At 70.5% G+C, this 20189-nt stretch carries 18 protein-coding genes; 6 read left to right on the forward strand and 12 right to left on the reverse strand.

The window, feature by feature from the left end; genetic code table 11:
* Positions 1 to 30: 30 nt before the first annotated feature.
* The 4 genes from AB0D34_RS09405 to AB0D34_RS09420 all read right to left on the reverse strand — a co-directional run bounded on the left by AB0D34_RS09405 (position 31) and on the right by AB0D34_RS09420 (position 5242).
* Positions 31 to 2463: a SpoIIE family protein phosphatase gene (locus AB0D34_RS09405; RefSeq protein WP_362658913.1), complete on the reverse strand. Its 2433-nt coding sequence runs from the start codon at positions 2461 to 2463 to the stop codon at positions 31 to 33.
* Positions 2464 to 2560: 97 nt separating this feature from the next.
* Positions 2561 to 3781 carry an ornithine--oxo-acid transaminase gene (gene rocD, locus AB0D34_RS09410; RefSeq protein ID WP_362658916.1) on the reverse strand — a complete coding sequence of 407 codons (1221 nt, stop codon included), beginning with the start codon at positions 3779 to 3781 and terminating at the stop codon, positions 2561 to 2563.
* Complete coding sequence (gene ddaH, locus AB0D34_RS09415) at positions 3778 to 4602, reverse strand: dimethylargininase (protein ID WP_362658919.1); 825 nt, start codon at positions 4600 to 4602, stop codon at positions 3778 to 3780. Before ddaH ends, rocD begins: the two co-directional genes overlap by 4 nt.
* 151 nt (positions 4603 to 4753) lie before the next feature.
* Complete coding sequence (locus tag AB0D34_RS09420) at positions 4754 to 5242, reverse strand: Lrp/AsnC family transcriptional regulator (RefSeq protein WP_362658922.1); 489 nt, start codon at positions 5240 to 5242, stop codon at positions 4754 to 4756.
* A gap of 78 nt (positions 5243 to 5320) precedes the next feature.
* Here AB0D34_RS09420 and AB0D34_RS09425 point away from each other — a divergent pair, with 78 nt between their 5' ends.
* Genes AB0D34_RS09425 through AB0D34_RS09440 form a run of 4 tightly spaced genes read left to right on the forward strand, consistent with a single transcriptional unit; the run spans position 5321 to position 9375 of the window.
* A complete protein-coding gene (locus tag AB0D34_RS09425; protein WP_362658925.1) occupies positions 5321 to 6070 on the forward strand; it encodes a LytTR family DNA-binding domain-containing protein in 750 nt (249 codons plus the stop codon).
* 2 nt (positions 6071 to 6072) lie between these two features.
* On the forward strand, positions 6073 to 6432 hold the full coding sequence (locus AB0D34_RS09430) for a hypothetical protein (protein ID WP_362658928.1): 360 nt from the start codon (positions 6073 to 6075) through the stop codon (positions 6430 to 6432).
* A gap of 13 nt (positions 6433 to 6445) precedes the next feature.
* Entirely contained in the window at positions 6446 to 8173 is a 1728-nt protein-coding gene (locus AB0D34_RS09435) for a cation acetate symporter (protein WP_362658931.1), read from the forward strand.
* Positions 8170 to 9375 (forward strand): histidine kinase, encoded by a 1206-nt coding sequence (locus tag AB0D34_RS09440; protein WP_362658933.1) that lies wholly within the window; start codon positions 8170 to 8172, stop codon positions 9373 to 9375. Before AB0D34_RS09435 ends, AB0D34_RS09440 begins: the two co-directional genes overlap by 4 nt.
* A 14-nt stretch (positions 9376 to 9389) precedes the next feature.
* Here the strand turns inward: AB0D34_RS09440 and AB0D34_RS09445 are convergent, their stop codons facing one another.
* From AB0D34_RS09445 to AB0D34_RS09475, 7 genes are all read right to left on the reverse strand, one after another.
* On the reverse strand, positions 9390 to 9566 hold the full coding sequence (locus AB0D34_RS09445) for a hypothetical protein (protein WP_362658936.1): 177 nt from the start codon (positions 9564 to 9566) through the stop codon (positions 9390 to 9392).
* Between the two features lie 13 nt (positions 9567 to 9579).
* Entirely contained in the window at positions 9580 to 11436 is a 1857-nt protein-coding gene (locus tag AB0D34_RS09450) for a protein kinase (protein ID WP_362658939.1), read from the reverse strand.
* Positions 11437 to 11482: 46 nt separating this feature from the next.
* Positions 11483 to 12931 (reverse strand): PASTA domain-containing protein, encoded by a 1449-nt coding sequence (locus AB0D34_RS09455; RefSeq protein ID WP_362658941.1) that lies wholly within the window; start codon positions 12929 to 12931, stop codon positions 11483 to 11485.
* A 68-nt stretch (positions 12932 to 12999) separates the two neighbouring features.
* Positions 13000 to 13950, reverse strand: a complete 951-nt coding sequence (locus AB0D34_RS09460) for a cytochrome c oxidase assembly protein (RefSeq protein WP_362658944.1) — start codon at positions 13948 to 13950, stop codon at positions 13000 to 13002.
* A 184-nt stretch (positions 13951 to 14134) separates the two neighbouring features.
* Positions 14135 to 15160: a 6-phosphofructokinase gene (locus AB0D34_RS09465; RefSeq protein WP_362658946.1), complete on the reverse strand. Its 1026-nt coding sequence runs from the start codon at positions 15158 to 15160 to the stop codon at positions 14135 to 14137.
* Positions 15161 to 15351: 191 nt separating this feature from the next.
* Positions 15352 to 16080, reverse strand: a complete 729-nt coding sequence (locus AB0D34_RS09470; protein ID WP_362658949.1) for a glutamine amidotransferase — start codon at positions 16078 to 16080, stop codon at positions 15352 to 15354.
* A 16-nt stretch (positions 16081 to 16096) separates the two neighbouring features.
* Positions 16097 to 17335 carry a MurT ligase domain-containing protein gene (locus AB0D34_RS09475; RefSeq protein ID WP_362658952.1) on the reverse strand — a complete coding sequence of 413 codons (1239 nt, stop codon included), beginning with the start codon at positions 17333 to 17335 and terminating at the stop codon, positions 16097 to 16099.
* 112 nt (positions 17336 to 17447) lie between these two features.
* Here AB0D34_RS09475 and def point away from each other — a divergent pair, with 112 nt between their 5' ends.
* Positions 17448 to 17993 (forward strand): peptide deformylase, encoded by a 546-nt coding sequence (gene def, locus AB0D34_RS09480; RefSeq protein WP_362658954.1) that lies wholly within the window; start codon positions 17448 to 17450, stop codon positions 17991 to 17993.
* Between the two features lie 90 nt (positions 17994 to 18083).
* Here the strand turns inward: def and AB0D34_RS09485 are convergent, their stop codons facing one another.
* Positions 18084 to 18728 carry a TetR family transcriptional regulator gene (locus AB0D34_RS09485; protein ID WP_362658957.1) on the reverse strand — a complete coding sequence of 215 codons (645 nt, stop codon included), beginning with the start codon at positions 18726 to 18728 and terminating at the stop codon, positions 18084 to 18086.
* A 171-nt stretch (positions 18729 to 18899) separates the two neighbouring features.
* Here AB0D34_RS09485 and AB0D34_RS09490 point away from each other — a divergent pair, with 171 nt between their 5' ends.
* A complete protein-coding gene (locus AB0D34_RS09490; RefSeq protein WP_362658959.1) occupies positions 18900 to 20129 on the forward strand; it encodes an acyl-CoA dehydrogenase family protein in 1230 nt (409 codons plus the stop codon).
* Positions 20130 to 20189: the final 60 nt, after the last annotated feature.

Raw genomic sequence — 20189 nt, forward strand, 5'->3', positions numbered from 1 at the left:
ATCACACCAGTTTCCCATGGTATGGGGCATTCAGGTGATCGGTTCCTGAAGGGACTGCTCGGCCCAGATGATCTTTCCGTCGGGCGCGAACCGGGTGCCCCAGCGCTGGGCGAACTGCGAGACCAGCAGCAGCCCCCGGCCGCCCTCGTCGGTGGTGCGCGGGTGGCGCAGATGCGGGGCGGTGGCACCGCTGTCGAACACCTCGCAGACCAGGGACCGCTCCCGGATCAGCCGGAGCCGGATCGGGCCGACGGCGTGCCGGATGGCGTTGGTGACCAGTTCGCTGACGATCAGTTCCGTCGTGAACGCGAACTCCTCCAGACCCCAATCCGTCAGCTGCCGGGACGCCGTCTTGCGGGCCTCGGCGACCAGGGCCGGGTCCACCGGTACGTCCCAGTCCGCGACCTGCTCAGGCCCCAGCAGCCGGGTACGGGCCATGAGCAGGGCCACGTCGTCGTGCGGCCGGTCCGGGGCCAGGGCGTCGACCACGGTCCGGCAGCGCAGGTCGAGGGTGGGCGCGGGCCGCTCCAGGGCCTGGCGCAGCCGGTCCCGGCCCACGTCCACGGCCCACTTCTCCCCACGGGCGAGCAGCCCGTCCGTGTGCAGGGCGAGCGTGCTGCCCTCCGCCAGGACCAGCTCGACCGACTCGAACGGCGGACCGCCCACGCCGAGGGAGGGCCCCTGCGGGAGGTCCACGAAGGCGACCGTCCCGTCGGGCAGGATCACCGCCGGCGCGGGATGCCCGGCGGTGGCCATCGTGCACTGCCCGTCGACCGGGTCGTAGACGACGTACACGCACCCGGAGCCTTGGGCGCTGTCGGTGTCCTCCGTCCCCGGTCCCACACCCTCCTCGCGCGCCGCCCGGGCCACCAGGTCGTCGAGATGCCCGAGCACCTCCTCCGGGGGCAGTTCCAGGGCCGCCAGCGTCCGTACGGCGGTCCGCAGCCGGCCCATCGCCGCGGCGGCGCCGATGCCGTGCCCGGGCACCTCGCCCACCACCAGGGCGACCCGCGCGCCGGAGAGCGGGATGAGGTCGTACCAGTCCCCGCCGAGGCCGGTGAGCTCGTCGGCGGGCCGGTAGCAGGCGGTCACCTCCACGGCGTCCTGCTCGGGCAGCCGGTGCGGGAGCAGACTGCGTTGCAGGACCAGCGCGGCCTCCCGCTCGCGGGTGTAGCGCCGGGCGTTGTCCACACAGACGGCCGCTCGCGAGACGAGGTCCTCGGCGAGGTTCAGGTCGTCCGCGTCGAAGGGCTCCTGGCGGCGCCGACGGAAGAAGGTCGTGACGCCCAGGGTGACGCCCCGCGCCCGGATCGGCACGACCATGACGCTGTGCAGACCCAGCTCCAGGAAGGTGGCCCGCCGCCCGTCGGGCATGTCGGTCGCCCACTCCGCGGCCAGCGGATCCAGGCGCGCCTCCCGCCAGGGCTCGCCCGAGGCCAGACAGCGCAGCGGGGGCGAGCCGGGCCGGTAGGCGGCCACGTCACCGACCGCTACGACGGCCTCCGGGACCCCCTCGTTCACCGACTGCTGCCCGGCCCTCACCAGCGGCACCCGCCCGGTGGGTTCCGCTCCCCGCAGCACCGATTCCAGCAGGTCCACGGTGATGTAGTCCGCCAGCGCCGGTACGGCCACGTCGGCCAGCTCCTGCGCGGTCCGCCGGCTGTCCAGGCTGCGGCCGATGAACTCCCCGGCCCGGTCGAGCAGGGCGAGGCGCTGCCGGGCCCGGTGCCGCTCGGTGATGTCGACGACCGTGTAGTACACGCCCATCGGGTGGCCCTGGTCGTCGTCGAGCCGGGTGAACGACATCGTGTGCGCGGTCTCGCGGTGCGGGGCGGCGCGGACCCGGCCGACGTGTTCGTACCCCACGATCGGCTCACCGGTCTCCAGGACGTGCCGCATCTGCGCCTCGATCGACTCGGCGTCCAGGCCCGGCTGGATCTCCCCGAACCGCAGTCCCAGCCGCTGCGGGGCCGGGGCGCTGCCGAACTGCTCCAGCGCGGGGTTGGACCACACGCAGCGCAGATCCGTGTCCACGATCGCGATGCCGATGGGGGAGCGGGTGACCAACTGCTCCAGTACCGGGCGGCTCATGTCCCAGCCGGGGGCCTCCGCCATCTCGGAGAGCAGCACGAGCCAGCGTTCCGAGCCGTCGGTGTCGTCGGCCACCGTGATGCGGACCATGACCCGGACCGGTCGGCCGTGTCTGTCCAGGGCGGTCAGCAGCCCCGCCCAGCTGCCGTCGGTGCGGCAGCGCACGGTGATCTCCGGCAGGCGGAGGGCGTCCTCGGGGGTGATCAGGGCGGTGACGCTCTGTCCCACGGCTTCGGAGGCGGGGTAGTGCAGCAGGCGCTCGGCGTCTCGGGTCCAGCCGGTCACCGTGCCGTGGGCGTCGAGCAGCAGGGGGGCGGCATCGGCCACGTCGAACCGGTGCCGGGTGGTGTCCTGCTCCTCCTGAGCGCCCACGGGCGGCCTCTCTGTCGCTGAGAGTGGTCTATCACCTCTTCGCATCATCTTCACCCGGTAGGTCGGGAGTGCGCAGTTCCCCGCGCCCCTGGGTAGGTCAGCGCCTGAGTACCTTTTCAAGTACTGCCAGTGCTGATTCCAGTTCCTCCGCCGTGATCGTCAGCGGGGGTGCCAGCCTGATCGTCGAGCCGTGGGTGTCCTTGACCAGGATTCCCTCGTGCATCAGGAGCTTGCTGATCTCCCTGCCCGTGCCGATCTTCGGGTCGACGTCCACGCCTGCCCACAGGCCGCGCGCGCGGAAGCCGACGACACCCCTTCCGACCAGCGCCGTCAGACCGTCCCGCAGCAGTACGCCGAGCTCCGCCGCCCGGCGCTGGAACTCGCCCGTCTCCAGCAGATCCACCACCGCCGTGCCGACCGCCGCAGCCAGGGGGTTGCCGCCGAAGGTCGAGCCGTGTTCGCCCGGGCGCAGTACGGCGAGGACGTCGCGACGGGCGACCACCGCGGAGACCGGGACGATGCCGCCGCCCAGGGCCTTGCCGAGGAGGATGACGTCCGGGACGACCCCTTCGTGCTCGACGGCCAGCGTGCGGCCCGTCCGTCCGAGGCCCGACTGGATCTCGTCCGCGATGAAGAGGCAGTTCTTGCGGCGGGTGAGCTCGCGTACGCCGGTCAGGTAGCCCTCGTCCGGGATGACCACTCCCGCCTCGCCCTGGATGGGCTCCAGGAGTACCGCGGCCGTGGTCTCGTCGACCGCCTCCTCCAGCGCCGCCAGGTCGTTGTACGGGACCACGCGGAAGCCCGGGGTGAAGGGGCCGAAGCCGGCCCGCGCGGTCTCGTCCGTGGAGAACGACACGATCGTCGTCGTACGGCCGTGGAAGTTCTCCGCGGCGACCACGATCGTGGCCCGGTCGGCCGGGACGCCCTTCACCTCGTACGCCCACTTGCGGGCCACCTTGATGCCGCTCTCCACCGCTTCCGCGCCGGTGTTCATCGGCAGCACCATGTCCAGGCCGGTCAGCTCGGCCAGGCGCTCCGCGAACTCGGCGAGCCGGTCGTTGTGGAAGGCGCGGGAGGTGAGGGTCAGGCAGTCCAGCTGGCGGTGGGCCGCCTCGATCAGTGCCGGGTGGCGGTGGCCGAAGTTGAGGGCGGAGTACCCGGCCAGCATGTCGAGGTAGCGGCGGCCCTCCACGTCCTGAACCCAGGTGCCCTCGGCACGGGCCACCACCACGGGCAGCGGGTGGTAGTTGTGCGCGAGGACCGGCTCCTCGGCGCTGATGAGATCGGCGGAGGAACGCGTGCTTGCGGGTGCGGTCATGAGCGGATCTCCTGGGTGCAGCACTTGATGCCGCCGCCGGCCTTGTGGAACTCGGAGAGGTCGACGGGGACGGGGACGTAGCCGTGGTCGTCGAGGCGTACGGCGAGGGCCTCGGCCTGCGGGGCGATGAAGACGTGGCGGCCGTCGGAGACGGAGTTCAGGCCGAAGGCCATCGCGTCGTCACGCGTCGCGAGCACCGCGTCCGGGTACAGCCGTGCGAGTACCTCGCGACTGCCCGGCGAAAAGGCCTCCGGGTAGTACACGATGTTGTTGCCGACCTCGGAGTCGTCGAGGACGAACAGCGCGGTGTCCAGGTGGTAGAAGTGCGGGTCCACCAGCGTCAGGCTGATCACCGGGTGACCGAAGAACTCCTGCACCTCGCGGTGTGCCTCCCGCGTCGTCCTGAACCCGGTTCCGGCCAGCACGTACCGGCCCGTCCAGACCAGATCGCCCTCGCCCTCGCAGACGGCGGCGGGTCGGTGGACGTCGTAGCCCGCCGTCTTGAACCACAGGTCGTAGTGCATGGACTCGGGGCGCCGCTCGGGCGCGTGGAAGAGGGAGCCGAAGACGCGGCCGCCGACGACGACCGCCGAGTTCGCGGCGAAGACCATGTCCGGGAGACCGGCCACCGGCTCCACGGCGTCGATGTCGTGACCGTGGGACCGATAGGCGCCGATCAGCGTCTGCCACTGCTCCTGCGCCAGGTCCACGTCCACGTGGGTGTCGGGATGCATCCAGGGATTGATCGCGTACTGCACGGCGAAATGTCTGGGTTCGCAGACGAGGAAACGCCGTCGGCGCGGCACACGGGAGTCGGACACAGAGGGGTTCCTCCGCTTCCTGCGGTGTCTACTGAGGGTTGACACCAAGGTAGGAAGTGACCGGCAGGCCCGACAAGCAACAAGAATTGCGTGTCCGCGCAGGAATGCTGCAAATTCTGCCGGAAAAACGCACGCCTGCTGCGTTTATCCGCTATGCCTCCGGTGCGGGCTGGCTGGCCCCCGCCTCCGGGCTTTCCGGGATGAGGTGGGACAGCACCATCACGCTGATCGTCTTCCGGATGAACGGCTCCACGCGGATGCGTTCCAGCACCTCCTCGAAGTGCTCCACATCCCGCGCCCGCACGTGCAGCAGCGCGTCCGCGCCGCCGGTCACCGTCATCGCCGCGGTGATCTCCGGATGGTTGCGGACCACCTCGGCGAGCCGCCGCGGCGGGGCCGCGCCCTCGCAGTACACCTCGACATACGCCTCGGTGCGCCAGCCCAGCGCCGACGGCTGCACCGTGGCCGTGAACCCGGTGATCACCCCGGTCTCCCGCAGCCGGTCCACCCGCCGCTTCACCGCCGTGGAGGACAGTCCGATCGCCGCGCCGATCTCCGCGAAGGACGTCCTCGCGTTCGCCATCAACGCGGTGACGATCTTCCGGTCGAGCTCGTCGAACACCGCGGGCCTGCTGTTCATGTCGGCACTGTATCCAGCGGGGAGGTCGACACCTCGGCACATGGTTAGTCGTACGAATTACTCCTACACTCCGGGTTCATGCTGCGCGCCCTGGCTGTCGACGACGAACGCCCCTCGCTGGAGGAACTGCTCTACCTCCTGAACGCCGACCCCCGGATCGGCAGCGTGGAGGGGGCCGGTGACGCCACCGAGGCGCTGCGCCGCATCAACCGCGCCCTGGAGTCGGGGCCGCAGGGGCCCGAGGCGATCGACGTCGTCTTCCTCGACATCAACATGCCGGGCCTCGACGGCCTCGACCTCGCCCGGCTGCTGACCGGCTTCGCCAAGCCGCCCCTCGTCGTGTTCGTCACCGCCCACGAGGACTTCGCGGTGCAGGCCTTCGACCTCAAGGCCGTCGACTACGTGCTCAAACCGGTGCGCAAGGAACGCCTCGCGGAGGCCGTGCGCCGGGCCGCCGAACGCCTCGACAGCGCGCCCCGCATACCCGTCCACGAACCCGATCCCGACCACATCCCCGTGGAACTCGGTGGAGTGACCCGGTTCGTCGCCGTTGACGACATCACCCATGTCGAGGCCCAGGGCGACTACGCCCGCCTCCACACCGACAAGGGCAGCCACCTCGTCCGGATCCCGCTGTCCGCCCTGGAGGAACGCTGGCGTTCCCGCGGCTTCGTCCGCATCCACCGCCGCCATCTCGTCGCCCTGCGCCACGTCGGCGAACTCCGCCTGGACGCGGGCACGGTGAGCGTCCTGGTCGGCGGCGAGGAACTCCAGGTCAGCCGCAGACACGCGCGCGAGCTGCGGGACCTGCTGATGAGGAGGCCGTAGTCATGCCCCAGGACCCCGTCGAGCGCCGTGTCGTCGTCACCGGCCCGCCCCGCCGCACCCGCCCGGCCTCCGGCTACTACCGGCCGCGCACCGAGATCGACGAACAGACCACCCTCGGCCACACCTACGTCCGCTCCCTGATGCGCACCCAACTCCGCGCCGCCCTCGCCGTGTTCGCCTTCCTCGGCCTGCTCATCGGCCCGCTTCCGCTGCTCTTCTCGGCCATGCCGGACGCCCACCGTCTCGAATGGGGCGTCCTCGGTTTCGGCCTCTACGTCCCGATGGTCCTGCTGGCCCGCTGGTACGTACGCCGAGCCGAACGCAACGAACGGGACTTCGTGCGGCTGGTCGAAGACCGATGAACGTCGAGGTCCGATGAACTCCAGCTACTCGGTCCCGGCGGTCGCCCTGGTGGTCGTGGCCACCGTGCTCGTCGGCGCGTTCGGCCTGCGCATCTCCCGCACCACCTCCGACTTCTACGTCGCCTCCCGCACCGTCGGCCCCCGCCTCAACGCGGCCGCCATCAGCGGCGAGTACCTCTCCGCCGCCTCCTTCCTCGGCATCGCGGGGCTGGTCCTCGTCCAGGGCCCGGACATGCTCTGGTACCCGGTCGGCTACACGGCCGGCTATCTCGTCCTGCTCCTCTTCGTCGCCGCCCCCCTGCGCCGCTCCGGTGCCTACACCCTCCCCGACTTCGCCGAGGCCCGCCTCGCCTCCCAGGCCGTGCGCCGGCTCGCGGGCGCCTTCGTCGTAGGGGTCGGGTGGCTCTACCTCCTACCCCAACTCCAGGGCGCCGGACTGACGTTGACCGTGCTGACCGGAGCACCCCAGTGGCTCGGCGGAGTCATCGTCGCCGCCGTCGTGGTCGCCACCGTCGCCGCGGGCGGCATGCGCAGCATCACCTTCGTGCAGGCTTTCCAGTACTGGCTCAAGCTCACCGCGCTGCTCGTCCCCGCCCTCTTCCTCATCCTCGCCTGGCAGGGCGACGGCGCCCCCAGCCACGCCTTCGAGGAACCGGCGACCTTCCGCGAACAGCGCGTCGTCCGCGTCGACTCCACCCTCGCCCTCAAGCTGGAAGGCCCCCTGACCGTCACCGTCACCGGCACGGTCGACGGCCGCCCGCACGAGGACGACAGGCTCGAACTCCCCGCCGGCACCCACCACATCGCCAAGGACACCCGCCTCACCTTCGCCAAGGGCACCACCGTCCCCGCCGCCGACCGCGGCACCAGCGACGGCATGTCCACCTCCCTCGCCGCGGGCCGCGAGGAACGGCCCCTGTACGCCACGTACGGACTGATCCTCGCCACCTTCCTCGGCACCATGGGCCTGCCGCACGTCGTGGTCCGCTTCTACACCAGCCCGCACGGTGTCGCCGCCCGCCGCACCACGGTCGCCGTCCTCGGCCTGATCGGCTGCTTCTACCTCCTGCCCCCGGTGTACGGCGCCCTCGGTCGGCTCTACACCCCCGAACTCACCCTCACCGGAGACGCCGACGCCGCAGTCCTGCTGCTCCCCGAGCGCATGATCGGCGGCCTCGGTGGCGATCTGCTCGGCGCACTGGTCGCGGGCGGGGCTTTCGCCGCGTTCCTGTCCACCGCCTCCGGACTCACCATGGCCGTGGCGGGCGTGCTCACCCAGGACGTCCTGCCCTCACGCGGTGTACGGCACTTCCGGCTCGGCACCGTCCTCGCGATGTGCGCCCCGCTGGCCGCGAGCGTCCTGGTCGGCGGACTGCCCGTCGCCGACGCCGTCGGCCTCGCGTTCGCGGTCTCGGCCTCCTCCTTCTGCCCGCTGCTGGTGCTCGGCATCTGGTGGCGGCGGCTCACCCCGCCCGGCGCCGCAGCGGGCATGCTGGTTGGCGGCGGCTCCGCGTTCGTCGCCGTGGCCGCGACCATGGCGGGCTTCCCGGCCACCGGCGCCCTGCACTCGCTGCTCGCCTGGCCCGCGCTCTGGTCGGTGCCCCTCGGCTTCCTCACCATGGTCCTGGTGTCCCTGGCCACCGCGAGCCGGGTGCCGGCGGGCACCGCAGCCATCCTGGCCCGCTTCCATCTGCCGGAGGAACTGCGAGCGGAGGAACTACGGGCGGAGGTGAAGGCGTGAGCGGATTCCTCGCGGGCCTGTGCGTGGCGATCCTCCCGCTGCTCGCCACGGGCTTCTGGCTCGGCAGACGCACGGCCCGACCGCAGGCCCTGGGCGGCCTCGGCACCCCCGTCGAACACGCCACCTTCGAGACCCTGCACACCGCCTCCCTGGCCGCGCCCCCGCTCAGAGCGGGCCTCACCGAGGAGACCGCCCGCAAGTCGGCCCGCCGGCTGCGCACACTCCTCGGCACGGACGCGCTCTGCCTCACCGACCAGAAGCAGGTCCTGGTCTGGGACGGCGTGGGCGGCCACCACCGCACCGAGATCATGGAACGCCTCGCCGGACCACTGGAGACCGGCCGCGGCGAGGCCTTCCCGCTCACCTGCGACGCCCCCGACTGCCCGGTCCGCTGGGCGGTCGTCGCCCCGCTCACCGTCGACGACCGCGTCCACGGCACCCTCGTCGCCTGCGCGCCCCGCGAGTCCGCCGTCCTGGTCCGTGCCGCCGGAGAGGTCGCCCGCTGGGTGAGCGTCCAGCTGGAGTTGGCCGATCTGGACCAGTCCCGCACCCGGCTGATCGAGGCCGAGATCAAGGCACTTCGGGCCCAGATCTCCCCGCACTTCATCTTCAACTCGCTCGCCGTGATCGCCAGTTTCGTCCGCACCGACCCCGAGCGCGCCCGCGAACTGCTCCTCGAATTCGCCGACTTCACCCGCTACAGCTTCCGCCGGCATGGCGACTTCACCACCCTCGCCGACGAACTCCACGCCATCGACCACTACTTGGCGCTCGTGCGGGCACGCTTCGGCGACCGCCTCTCGGTCACCCTCCAGATCGCGCCCGAGGTGCTGCCGGTCGCCCTGCCGTTCCTGTGCCTGCAGCCGCTGGTCGAGAACGCCATCAAGCACGGCCTGGAGGGCAAGGCCGACAAGTGCCACCTCCAGATCACCGCACAGGACGCGGGCGCCGAGGCCCTCGTCGTCATCGAGGACGACGGTGCCGGAATGGACCCGGTCCTGCTGCGCCGTATCCTCGCCGGCGAGGTCAGCCCCTCGGGCGGCATCGGGCTGTCCAACGTCGACGACCGGCTCCGTCAGGTGTACGGCGACTCCTACGGCCTCGTCATCGAGACGGCACCGGGCGCGGGCATGAAGATCACCACTCGGCTGCCCAAGTACCAGCCGGGCGTGCACTCGGCGGGCCGCCTCAGCGACGGCTGAGACGGCCCCGGTGGTCAGGTGCTGCGGGTGGCCACCATGCCGAGAGTGATCAGGCCCAGCACGACCCAGCCGAACCACAGCCAGCCGTTGCTGCCGAGCGCCACCGTGTAGGCCGTCACCGCGACGAGACCGCCGACGGTGAGCACCCCCATCGTTCGGGTCGAGCTATCCGTGGAACCGCTACCGGGCATCGCAACACCCTCCTCAGGATTCGTCCCCCTCCATGGTGCCCCCGTTCTGCTTGCGGACGGTGCAGACGACGAAATGCGTCCCGTTCTTCCAGGGGCCCTTACTCGTCCAGGAACCGGCCGTGTAGACGGACGGATCGAAGCCGTAGTCGCCCGGCGGCACGTCCCGCGCGCACGCCGTGTCCGACTCGGTGCGCGCCTCGGCGAACGGCACGTCCGCGTCCAGACGGGTGAATCCGAGCACCTGCTCGTCGTAGGGGCCCGCGCAGGACACCAGCCGGGCGTCCCGGTTGGACGGCACGTCGAGACAGTCCCGTCGCTGCATGGTCGCCGTGTCCGCGAAGCCCGAGCCGGACCTCCGATGCGTCCCCATCGGCCCGTACACCGGCCCGTTCGCACCCAGCACCAGGCAGGCGGTGCGCCGCCCCGCCGCCTCGAACCCGTCGTCGGTCGGCACGACGGCCTGGCCGCGGACGTCGGCGAGCCGGTCCCGGATCTCCTTGGTCCGCTCCTCGCACTTCGCCGGTCCGAGGCGCCGGGCCTCGTCCGCGGAGGAGGCCGGCGCGAACGCCATCACCTGACCGTCCGGCGCGTTGTCGCAGCCGGGGTCCGGGGTGAGCCGGGGCGTCCCCTGGAAACGCTGGGCCCCCGGCCAGTCGGCCGTCACACAGTCGCCGTCCCGCAGCGCCGCGGTGAGCCCCACGGAAGCGCCGTACGGACGCCCGGAGCCCCCGCCCCCGTTCTCGTCGTCCGATCCCCGGTCGGCCATGGCGTACCAGACACCCCCCAGGGCGAGGAGCAGCCCGAGACCGCACGCCAGCACCGCCCGCAGGGCGTGCGAGCGCTCCCGCCGCCGTCGGCCGCCCTGCTGGGGCGGGGGCATCGGCACGAAGGGGCTCGGCTGATGCCCGTTCACCGGAGGCCGTGGGACGGGCGACGGCTGCACGCCCGCCCAGGGCGGCTGGGAACCGATGTCCGTCTGCGTCCGGACGTACGGCTCGGCCTGCGGTGTCACGATCCGCGACAACGCGGCCTCCGCCTCCGCCGCCGACAGCCGCTGCCCGGGGTCCTTCGCGAGCAGCGCCTGCAGTACGGGACCCAGCGCACCGGCGCGCACGGCCGGCCGCGGCTCCTCCATGACCACCGCGGTCACCTCGGCGAGATGCGACTCCCGCTCGAAGGGCCCCACGCCCTCCACGGCCTGGTACAGCGTGCAGCCCAGCGAGAACAGGTCGGCGGCCGGGGTGGGCGCCCCGCCGGTGGCCCGCTCCGGCGCCAGAAAGCCCGCGGTGCCCACCAGCACCGACGCCAGTGTGTACCGCGGCTCCCCGGCGTCCGGCTGCACGGAGATGCCGTAGTCCGTGAGCAGGACGCGACCGTACGGCGCCCCGCCGCGGTCCGGCGCCAGCAGGATGTTCGCCGGCTTCACGTCCCGGTGCATCACGCCCCGCTGGTGCCCGGCGGTCAGCGCGTCCAGTACCGCGAGCCCGACCCGGGCGCACTCCGCCGGGGCGAGCGGCCCGCGGGACTCGACCAGGTCGCGCAGGTCCACGGCGTCCGCCACGTACTCCATGACGATCCACGGCAGCCCGTCGTGCTCCAGGACGTCGTGCACGGTCACCACGTGCGGGTGGCCGCGCAGCCCGGCCGCGTGCCGGGCCTCCGCACGGGCCCGCGCCACCCGGGCCTCCCGCTCGTGGCCCTCCTCCACGGGGTCACGGAACACGATCTCCTTGAGCGCCACCTCACAGGCGAGTCTCTGGTCGTGGGCGAGCCACACATGGCCCATGCCGCCGCTGCCGAGCGGGTTCAGCAGCAGATAGCGACCGGCGATGACCCGGCCCACTCCCGACGTCGGTGATCCTGAAGGCATCCGGTGACTCTCCGGTTCTGCGGGTTCAGCGGGTTCTTCGGGGGTGTTACGCGGTGACGGTGCCGCTCGGCCCGCCGGTGACGGGCTCACTGGTGGCGGGCTCACTTGTCGCGGGTTCGCTGCTCGCCGGTGCGCTGGTGGCGGGGGCGCTGGTCGTCGTGGACGGAGGCGGAGGCGGGGGTGGCGGCGGGGGCGGCGGCGGTGCGCTGCTGGTGACCGGGGCACTGGTCGGCGGCGCGCTGGTGCTGGGCGGCGGCGGGGGTGGCGAAGCGCTCGACCTGTCGGGCGACGGCGAGCTCGGAGCCGTACTCGTCGAAGGCACGGAGGACGACTTGCCGGGCTCGCTGCTCGACGAGGACGGCGGCTTGGCGGAGGACTCCCCGGCGGAGGACTCCCCGGGCTTGCCGCCGGGCGACCCCGACGCCGACCCTGACCCCGAAGAACCGGACGACGGCCCCGACGACGGCGCGGTGCTCGTCGGCGGTGACTTCGAGCCGGAAGACGGCGGCGGGGGAGTGGTCGTAGGCCCCGGCGCCCCGCCGGAACCGCTCGTGCCGCCCCCGGCCACGGTCAGCATGACGTACTGCCCGAACGGCAGCTCCGTCCCCGCGGGCGGATCGGTCGCCGTCACCTTCGCGCCGTCCGGCGGTACCCCCTGCCCGGTGTACCCGGCCGCCAGCCCGGCGTCGATCAACTCCCGGCCGGCCCGGGCGAAGGTCATCCCGGCGAGGACCGGCACCGCCCGCCGCTTCTTCGCGTTGAAGGTGGTGTCCTTCTCACCGGTCGTGCCGGTCGGACGGTGGATGCCACGAGCGGGCTCCCGGACGTCCACGAGAGCGATCCGTTCCAGTTTCCGCGGAGCCGGCTTCACGGCCACCACGGACTCACGCTCGTATCCCGCCCACTTCTTGTTGCCGTCCTCGAACTGGACGGAAATCCGGCCGGTGTCACCCGCGAAGGGCCGCAGTGGATTCCCACACGAGCACTTCACAGCCGGAAGCCCTTGTTCATCGACGAGAATGGCGATTCCCGCCTGGAGCAGGGAGTTGTACGGGACGGCCTTTTCCTTCTTGTAGTCGTGGTTCTTGACGAGAGTGTCGTGACGCAGCAGAACCGGTGTGAGTCGGTCCAGGTATTCCGGTATCTCGTCCGTGCCGATGTTCAGCACACCGGCCCACGCCTGTGCCTTTTTGTGGTTCGTGGGATCGGTGAGAAAACGTTCGAGTTTGGCGACGTCACAGATGGTCGGCTGCTTGCTGCCGCCGTACAGACCAGGCGTGTCCCCCTGCTGGAGACTTCCCTGTACAGGCTGCGACCGCACGCTGGTGGCGTCCTCGCCGAGTCCGCTCTGCTCGTCGAAGAACGGCGCGAGCGAGGGCACACCGGCGGCGACCGCCTTGACCACGGTCAGTGGAGTGCCCCTGTCGCAGCCGCTCAACAGCAGCGAGAAAACCGCCAGTACGGCGATCCTGTGCATAAATGCGCGAAGTGTCATGACCGCTCCCCCTGGCGGTTCCCCCAACGCGCTTCATGCTACTGAATGCTGCGGAAAGACGAAGCCTTTCAACGCCCGCGTGCGTTCAATGAGGCCAAATATGCGTTGTACTCCTCGAGTTCCTGATCGCCGTTCCGGTCGGCGGCCCGGTCCTTGCGCTTGGCCTGCCGCTGCTCGGAGCCATACCACTGGAACAGCAGTGCGATGAGCACAAGGACGGAGGGAATCTCGCTGAACGCCCAGGCGATACCGCCGGCGTAGTTCTGGTCGGAGAGCGCATCGATACCGAGCGAGGCGGGCGGGTTCTTGAACGTCTCCACCATCGGCTCCGACGCCATCATCAGAGCGATCCCGAAGAACGCGTGGAACGGCATCCCCGCGAACAACTCCAGCATCCGCATCAGATACCCCGGCCGCTGCGGCCCCGGATCCACGCCGATGATCGGCCAGAAGAAGACGACACCGACGGCGAGGAAGTGCACCATCATCGCGATGTGCCCGGTCTTCGACCCCATCAGGAAGTCGAAAATCGGCGTGAAATAGAGGGCGTACAGGCTCGCGATGAACAGCGGAATCGTGAACGCCGGATGCGTGATGATCCGCATGTACCGGCTGTGCAGCAGTGCCAGCAACAGCTCACGCGGCCCCTTGCGCCCCTTCCCGGCGACCGGCAGCGCCCGCAACGCCAGCGTCACCGGCGCCCCGAGCAGCACGAGAATCGGCGACAGCATGCTGATCACCATGTGCTGCACCATGTGCACGCTGAACATGACCATCCCGTAGTCGTTCAGCCTGGTGCACATCATCAGCCCGACGGACAGCACACCGGCAACGTAGGAGACGGTCCGCCCCACGGACCATGAATCTCCCCGTCTCCGCAGCCGCACGACGCCCCAGCCGTAGAGGGCGAGCCCCAGCAGACAGGCGACCAGAAAGAACGGGTCAGCAGACCACTGAAGTCCCCGCCCCAGCGTGAACGGCGGCAGATCCATGGTCATGCCGTGCCCGCTGTGTTCCATGCCGGCGGCTCCTGATTCGTGGGGGTTGTGCAAGTCTGTCCGCCACACAGACTAGAACCGCCCCCAGCTGATCTTTCAGCCGGGGGCAACTGTTGCGCCCCTTCAGGGGCGCGGGGCTGTATCGATTTGCGGCTCCGCCGCGCGGGCGCGAGCAACCACAACGGACCCGCACACGCCGTACGACCTAAAGCACGCACTCCGCTTCCGCGTACCGCTCCGACGGCACCGTCTTCAACGTCTCCACGGCCTCCGCCAGCGGCACCATCACGATGTCCGTCCCCCGAAGCGCGGTCATGTGACCGAACTCCCCACGGTGCACCGCCTCCACCGCATGCCACCCGAACCGCGTCGCCAGCACCCGGTCGTACGCGGTCGGCGTACCACCCCGCTGCACATGCCCCAGGATCACCGGCCGCGCTTCCTTCCCCAGCCGCTGCTCGAGTTCGATCGACAGCTGACGGGCGATCCCGGCGAACCGCTCGTGCCCGTAGATGTCCTTGCCGCCCTCGTCGAAGGCCATGGAGCCCGGCGCCGGCTTGGCACCCTCCGCCGCCACGACGATCGCGAACCGCTTGCCCGCCTCGAACCGTTCCCCGACCCGCCGGGCCAACTCGTCGATGTCGAAGGGCCGTTCGGGCACGACGATGGCGTGTGCACCGGCCGCCATCCCGGAGTGCAGCGCTATCCACCCGGTGTGCCGCCCCATGACCTCGACGACGAGCACCCGCTGGTGGGACTCGGCGGTGGTCTTGAGCCGGTCGAGCGCCTCCGTGGCGACACCGACAGCGGTGTCGAAGCCGAAGGTGACATCCGTGACCGCGATGTCGTTGTCGATGGTCTTCGGCACACCCACGATCGGCAGACCGGCGTCCGACATCAGCCGGGCCGCCTTCAGCGTGCCCTCACCGCCGATGGGGATGATCGCGTCGAGCCCGAGCTCCTCGACATGCCCCTTGGCCCGCTCCACGCCGTCCCGCAGATGGGAGGGCTGGACCCGGGAGGAGCCGAGGATCGTGCCGCCGCGGGCCAGGATGCCGCCCACGGCGTCGAGGTCGAGCTTGAGGTAGTCGCACTCCAGGAGGCCTCGCCAGCCGTCCCGGAAACCGATGACCTCGTCGCCGTGGTCGACGACGGCACGGTGCACGACGGACCGGATGACGGCGTTCAGGCCGGGACAGTCGCCGCCGGACGTGAGGACACCAATGCGCATAAGCCCGCTACAACCTTCTCGACAGGGGCTGGATCCGGACCACGTCGTCCGGCACGAACCCCGCCACCCTAGCGGCAGGAGGGGGCGGGGCCGAAGCATGCGTCCGCCTGCTGGACGACCCCGCTCACCTGTGCGGACGTACCGTCAGACGGGCTGGTTGCAAGAAGCTGAAAATCAGATGTCCACGCAGGTCAGGCAGGCTGCTGCGCGGCCGCGATACGTTCGTTGCGCAGGGCCTCGTACCAGCGGTCGTCGGTCGGCGGCAGCGCGTTCACGTCGAGGGCCAACTTCAGCAGCAGGTCCGCGATGAGCGGGTTGCGCGCGAGCACGGGTCCGTGCATGTACGTACCGAAGACCGTGTCGTTGTACGCCCCCTCCGTACCGTCCCCCGTGCCGTTGCCGTTGCCCAGCTTGACGTTGGCGAAGGGGCGGGCGGTGGGGCCGAGGTGGGTGACGCCCTGGTGGTTCTCGAAGCCGGTCAGCGGGGGCAGGCCGAGACGCGGGTCGATGTCGGCGAACACGTCGCCGACGCAGCGCTCGCCCTCACCGCGGACCGAGACCACGTCGAGCAGGCCGAGGCCGGGCTCGCGCTGGCCGAGGTCGTTGATGAACTCGTGGCCGAGGATCTGGTAGCCGGCGCAGACCGAGAAGACGATCGCGCCGTTGCCGACGGCCCGGTGCAGGCCGCCGTCCCGGCGCAGCCGCTCGGCCGCGAGCCGCTGGGGCCGGTCCTCGCCGCCGCCGATCAGGTAGATGTCGCCGGAGGTCGGGATCGGCTGGTCGCTGCGTACGTCCAGGCGGGCCACGTCGAGGCCGCGCTGACGCGCCCGGCGCTCCACGACCAGGACGTTGCCCTGGTCGCCGTAGGTGCTGAGCAGGTCGGGGTAGATCCAGACGATCCGCAGTTGGTTGTCGCTCACAAAAGTCCCCTGTGTCTCAGTTGCCGACGCGGCGGCGCAGGTCCTGGAAGGCGGTGTAGTTCGCGATGACCTCGATACGGCCGTGCGGGCTCATCGAGACGGCCTGGTCGAGGTTGTCGCAGACCTGGAAGTTCTGGTTCGCGACCTCCAGACGCACCGCGAGGTCCAGCTTGCGGTCGCCGATCACGCAGATCGGGTGGCCGGTCAGCCGCGTGTAGTCGACGTCCCACAGCCAGGAGGTGTCGGTGCCGTCGGCGCCGCGGGCGTTGACGGAGAGGATCACCGGGGTGGGCGGCGGGTCGATCAGGCTGAACGTTTCGAGCCAGCCGGCCGGGTTCTTCGCGAGCAGCAGGCGCAGGTCGCGCTGCTGGAACTGGACGACGTCGTAGCGCCCGGCCACGGCCTGCACCTGGTACATGCGTTCCAGGGCGACCTGCGGCGGCACACCGAAGACGGCGGCGACGGCGGCGGAGGAGGCGGCGTTGGCCTTGTTGGCGCGGCCCGGCAGCTGGAGGTGGATCGGCCAGGCGGAGCCGTGCGGGTCGAGGACGTGATCGCCGGACAGCGCCCAGCTGGGCGTCGGCCGCCGGAACCCGCACTCACCGCAGAACCAGTCGTCGCCGGGCCGCCGCATCACACCACCGCAGGACGGGCAGGACCAGGCGTCGTCCTTCCACATCTGCCCGGCGGCGACCCAGATGACGTTGGGCGAGGAGGAGGCGGCCCACACGACGAGCGGGTCGTCGGCGTTGGCGACCACGACGGCCTTGCTTCCGGCCAGCCCCTCGCGCCAGTTCTCCGCGAGCATGCGGGTCTCGGCGGCGCGGTCGAGCTGGTCGCGGGAGAGGTTCAGCAGGGCGATGCATTTGGGGTCGGTGTCCCGGGCGACGCCCGCGAGGTACTTCTCGTCGACCTCGATCACGCCGTACCGGGCGTCCGAGCCACCGGCGAGCGCCGAGGTGATGCCGGCGGGCATGTTGGCACCGAGCGCGTTGGACACGACGGGCCCGGCGGCCCCGAGAGCCTCGGCGATCAACCGGGTCGTGGTGGTCTTGCCGTTGGTCGCCGAGACGAGGACGACGTCCAGGTGCTGGGCGAGCCGGGCGAGGAGGTCGGGGTCGAGTTTGAGGGCCACCTTGCCGCCGATGACCGAACCGCTGCCGCGACCCGCGGCTCGGGATGCCGCCGCGACGGCCTTGCCCGCCGTCACGGCGAGCTTGGCCCGCGGCGAGAGCGGGTCCGAGTTGGCTGTCATCAGTTCTCGATCCTCCTTGCATACGCGCCGCGACTCTGCCTCCGGCCACGTGGTGTGGACCTCAGCCTATCGAGATCCGTAGGCACTCCCGAATCGCCGTACCCTTGCGGCCATGCGAAACGGCTCCATTCCGGGCACCCATGGCCGCGTCCGGCCCCTCACCCTGCTCGGCGACCCCGCGCTGCACGAACCCTGCGGGGACGTATCGGACTTCGGCCCGGAACTGGCGACCCTCGTGGAGGACCTGTTCGCGACGATGTACGCGGCGGAGGGGGTGGGCCTGGCGGCCAACCAACTGGGCGTGCCGTTGCGCGTATTCGTGTACGACTGCCCGGACGACGAGGAAGTTCGTCATCTGGGGCATGTGGTGAACCCGCGCCTGGTCGAAACGGACGGTGTGGTGCTCAGGGGCCCGGAGGGCTGCCTGTCCCTGCCGGGCCTGGAGGCCGGAACGGAACGCTACGACCACGCCGTGGTGGAGGGCTTCACGATGACGGGAGAGCCCGTGACGATCCACGGCACGGGCTTCTTCGCAAGGTGCCTGCAACACGAGATGGACCACTTGGAGGGCAAGGTCTACGCGGACCACTTGAGGGGTTGGCGCAAGCGGAAGCTCATGCGGCAAGTGACCAGATCTTCATGGCACAGGGGCAGCTGATCACCCTTGGGGCGCGGGGCTGTGTCGATTTGCGGCTCCGCCGCGTGGGCGCGACAAGCCCCCACCGGGGCCGCACCCGACATACGACCGTCAGAACCCCGGACCTCCGACCTTGTCGCCGGCCGCCGCAAGCCGCCCCCACAACAGGTCCGCCATACTCCGCACCAACTCGGCCCGCGCACACGGCCGTTCCCCCAACCACCAGTCACCCGCGGCGTACATCATCCCGACGATCCCGTGCCCCCACACCCGGGCCAACAGCTGACTCCCGGGCCCGAGGTCCAGCCGATCCTCGATGACCTGCGCCAGTTCCTCACCCATCCTGCGCAGCAACGGCACGGAATGCTTACCGACATCGAACCCCTGGTCCCCGACCTGGCTCCCCTCGGCGGGGTGCATCAGAAACCGGTACACCTGAGGCCGCGCCTCGATCGCCGCGAGATACGTGTCCAACGTCGCCTCGACCCGCTCACGCCGATCCGCCGGAGCATCCAGCGCCGCCCGCAGCGAGTCCAGCAGGGCGTCGGTGTGCCGCTTGGCGAGCGCAGCGTAAAGTCCCCCCTTGTCGCCGAAGTGCCGGTACAGAATCGGCTTCGTGATACCCGCCTCCGCGGCGATGGCGTTCATAGAGGCCTGCGGCCCGTCACGCAGCACCACCCTGTCCGCGGCCTCCAGCAGCTCACGCCGGCGGCGGTCGGCGGACCGCTGCTGTTCGGTCCGCTGTGTGGTGTCCATGAGCTCTCCCCACCCGTGCTGAATCGGTAACGCCTGCGCAAACTAACACCCGACAGGCGGTTGACATCGAACAGGCTGCTGACTGGTCATGGGGAGTTGACTTTTCCTACCCGTGAGTAACAGACTGAGTTACCGCTAGTAACATGTATGTGTGCCGCCGCTGGAGGGGACATGGCCGAGTTCACCATGGAGCTCAACGACGAACAGAAGGAGGTCCGGGACTGGCTGCACGGCTTCGCGGCCGACGTCATCCGCCCCGCGGCCGCCGAATGGGACGAGCGTGAGGAGACTCCCTGGCCGGTCATCCAGGAGGCCGCGAAGGTAGGCATCTACTCCCTCGACTTCTACGCCCAGCAGTACTTCGACCCCACCGGGCTCGGTATCCCGATGGCGATGGAGGAGCTGTTCTGGGGCGACGCGGGCATCGCCCTGTCGATCGTGGGCACCGGCCTCGCCGCTGTCGGTGTTCTCGCCAACGGTACCGAGGAGCAGATCGGCACCTGGATCCCGCAGATGTACGGCGACGCGAACGACGTCAAGGTCGCTGCGTTCTGCTCGTCCGAGCCGGACGCCGGGTCCGATGTGGCCTCCATGCGCACGCGTGCCGTATACGACGAGGCCAAGGACGAGTGGGTGCTCAACGGCACCAAGACCTGGGCGACGAACGGCGGCATCGCCAACGTCCATGTCGTCGTCGCGGTCGTCGACCCGGAGATCGGCTCCAAGGGCCACGCGTCCTTCATCGTGCCGCCGAACACGCCGGGCCTGTCCCAGGGCCAGAAGTTCAAGAAGCACGGCATCCGGGCCTCGCACACCGCCGAGGTCGTACTGGAGAACGTCCGTGTTCCCGGCCACTGTCTGCTCGGCGGCAAGGAGAAGCTGGACCAGCGCCTGGCCCGGGCCCGGGAGCGGGCGAAGGCGGGCAACGGCGAGCGCGTGAAGAACGCGGCGATGGCGACGTTCGAAGCTTCGCGGCCTGCGGTGGGTGCGATGGCCGTGGGCACCGCCCGTGCCGCCTACGAAGTTGCCCTCGACTACGCCAAGACGCGTGAGCAGTTCGGGCGTCCGATCATCGACAACCAGGGTGTGGCGTTCCAGCTGGCGGACATGCGGACGTCGATCGACGCGGCCCGGCTGCTGGTGTGGCGTGCCTCCTGGATGGCGATCAACGGGAAGCAGTTCACGGCCGCCGAGGGGTCGATGTCGAAGCTGTTCGCGAGCGAGACGGCGAAGCAGGTGACCGCGCAGGCGGTGCAGATCCTGGGCGGCAACGGCTATACGCGGGAGTACCCGGTGGAGCGGATGCATCGGGACGCGGCGATTTACACGATCTTCGAGGGGACGAGTGAGATTCAGCGGCTGGTGATCGCTCGGACGCTTTCGGGGATGTCCATTCGGTAGATCTCGCGGCTGACGGCGCGTGGGGGCTGGTCGCGCAGTTCCCCGCGCCCCTAGGTGGAT

This window comes from Streptomyces sp. NPDC048420 (genome assembly GCF_040651535.1).
GTDB lineage: Bacteria > Actinomycetota > Actinomycetes > Streptomycetales > Streptomycetaceae > Streptomyces.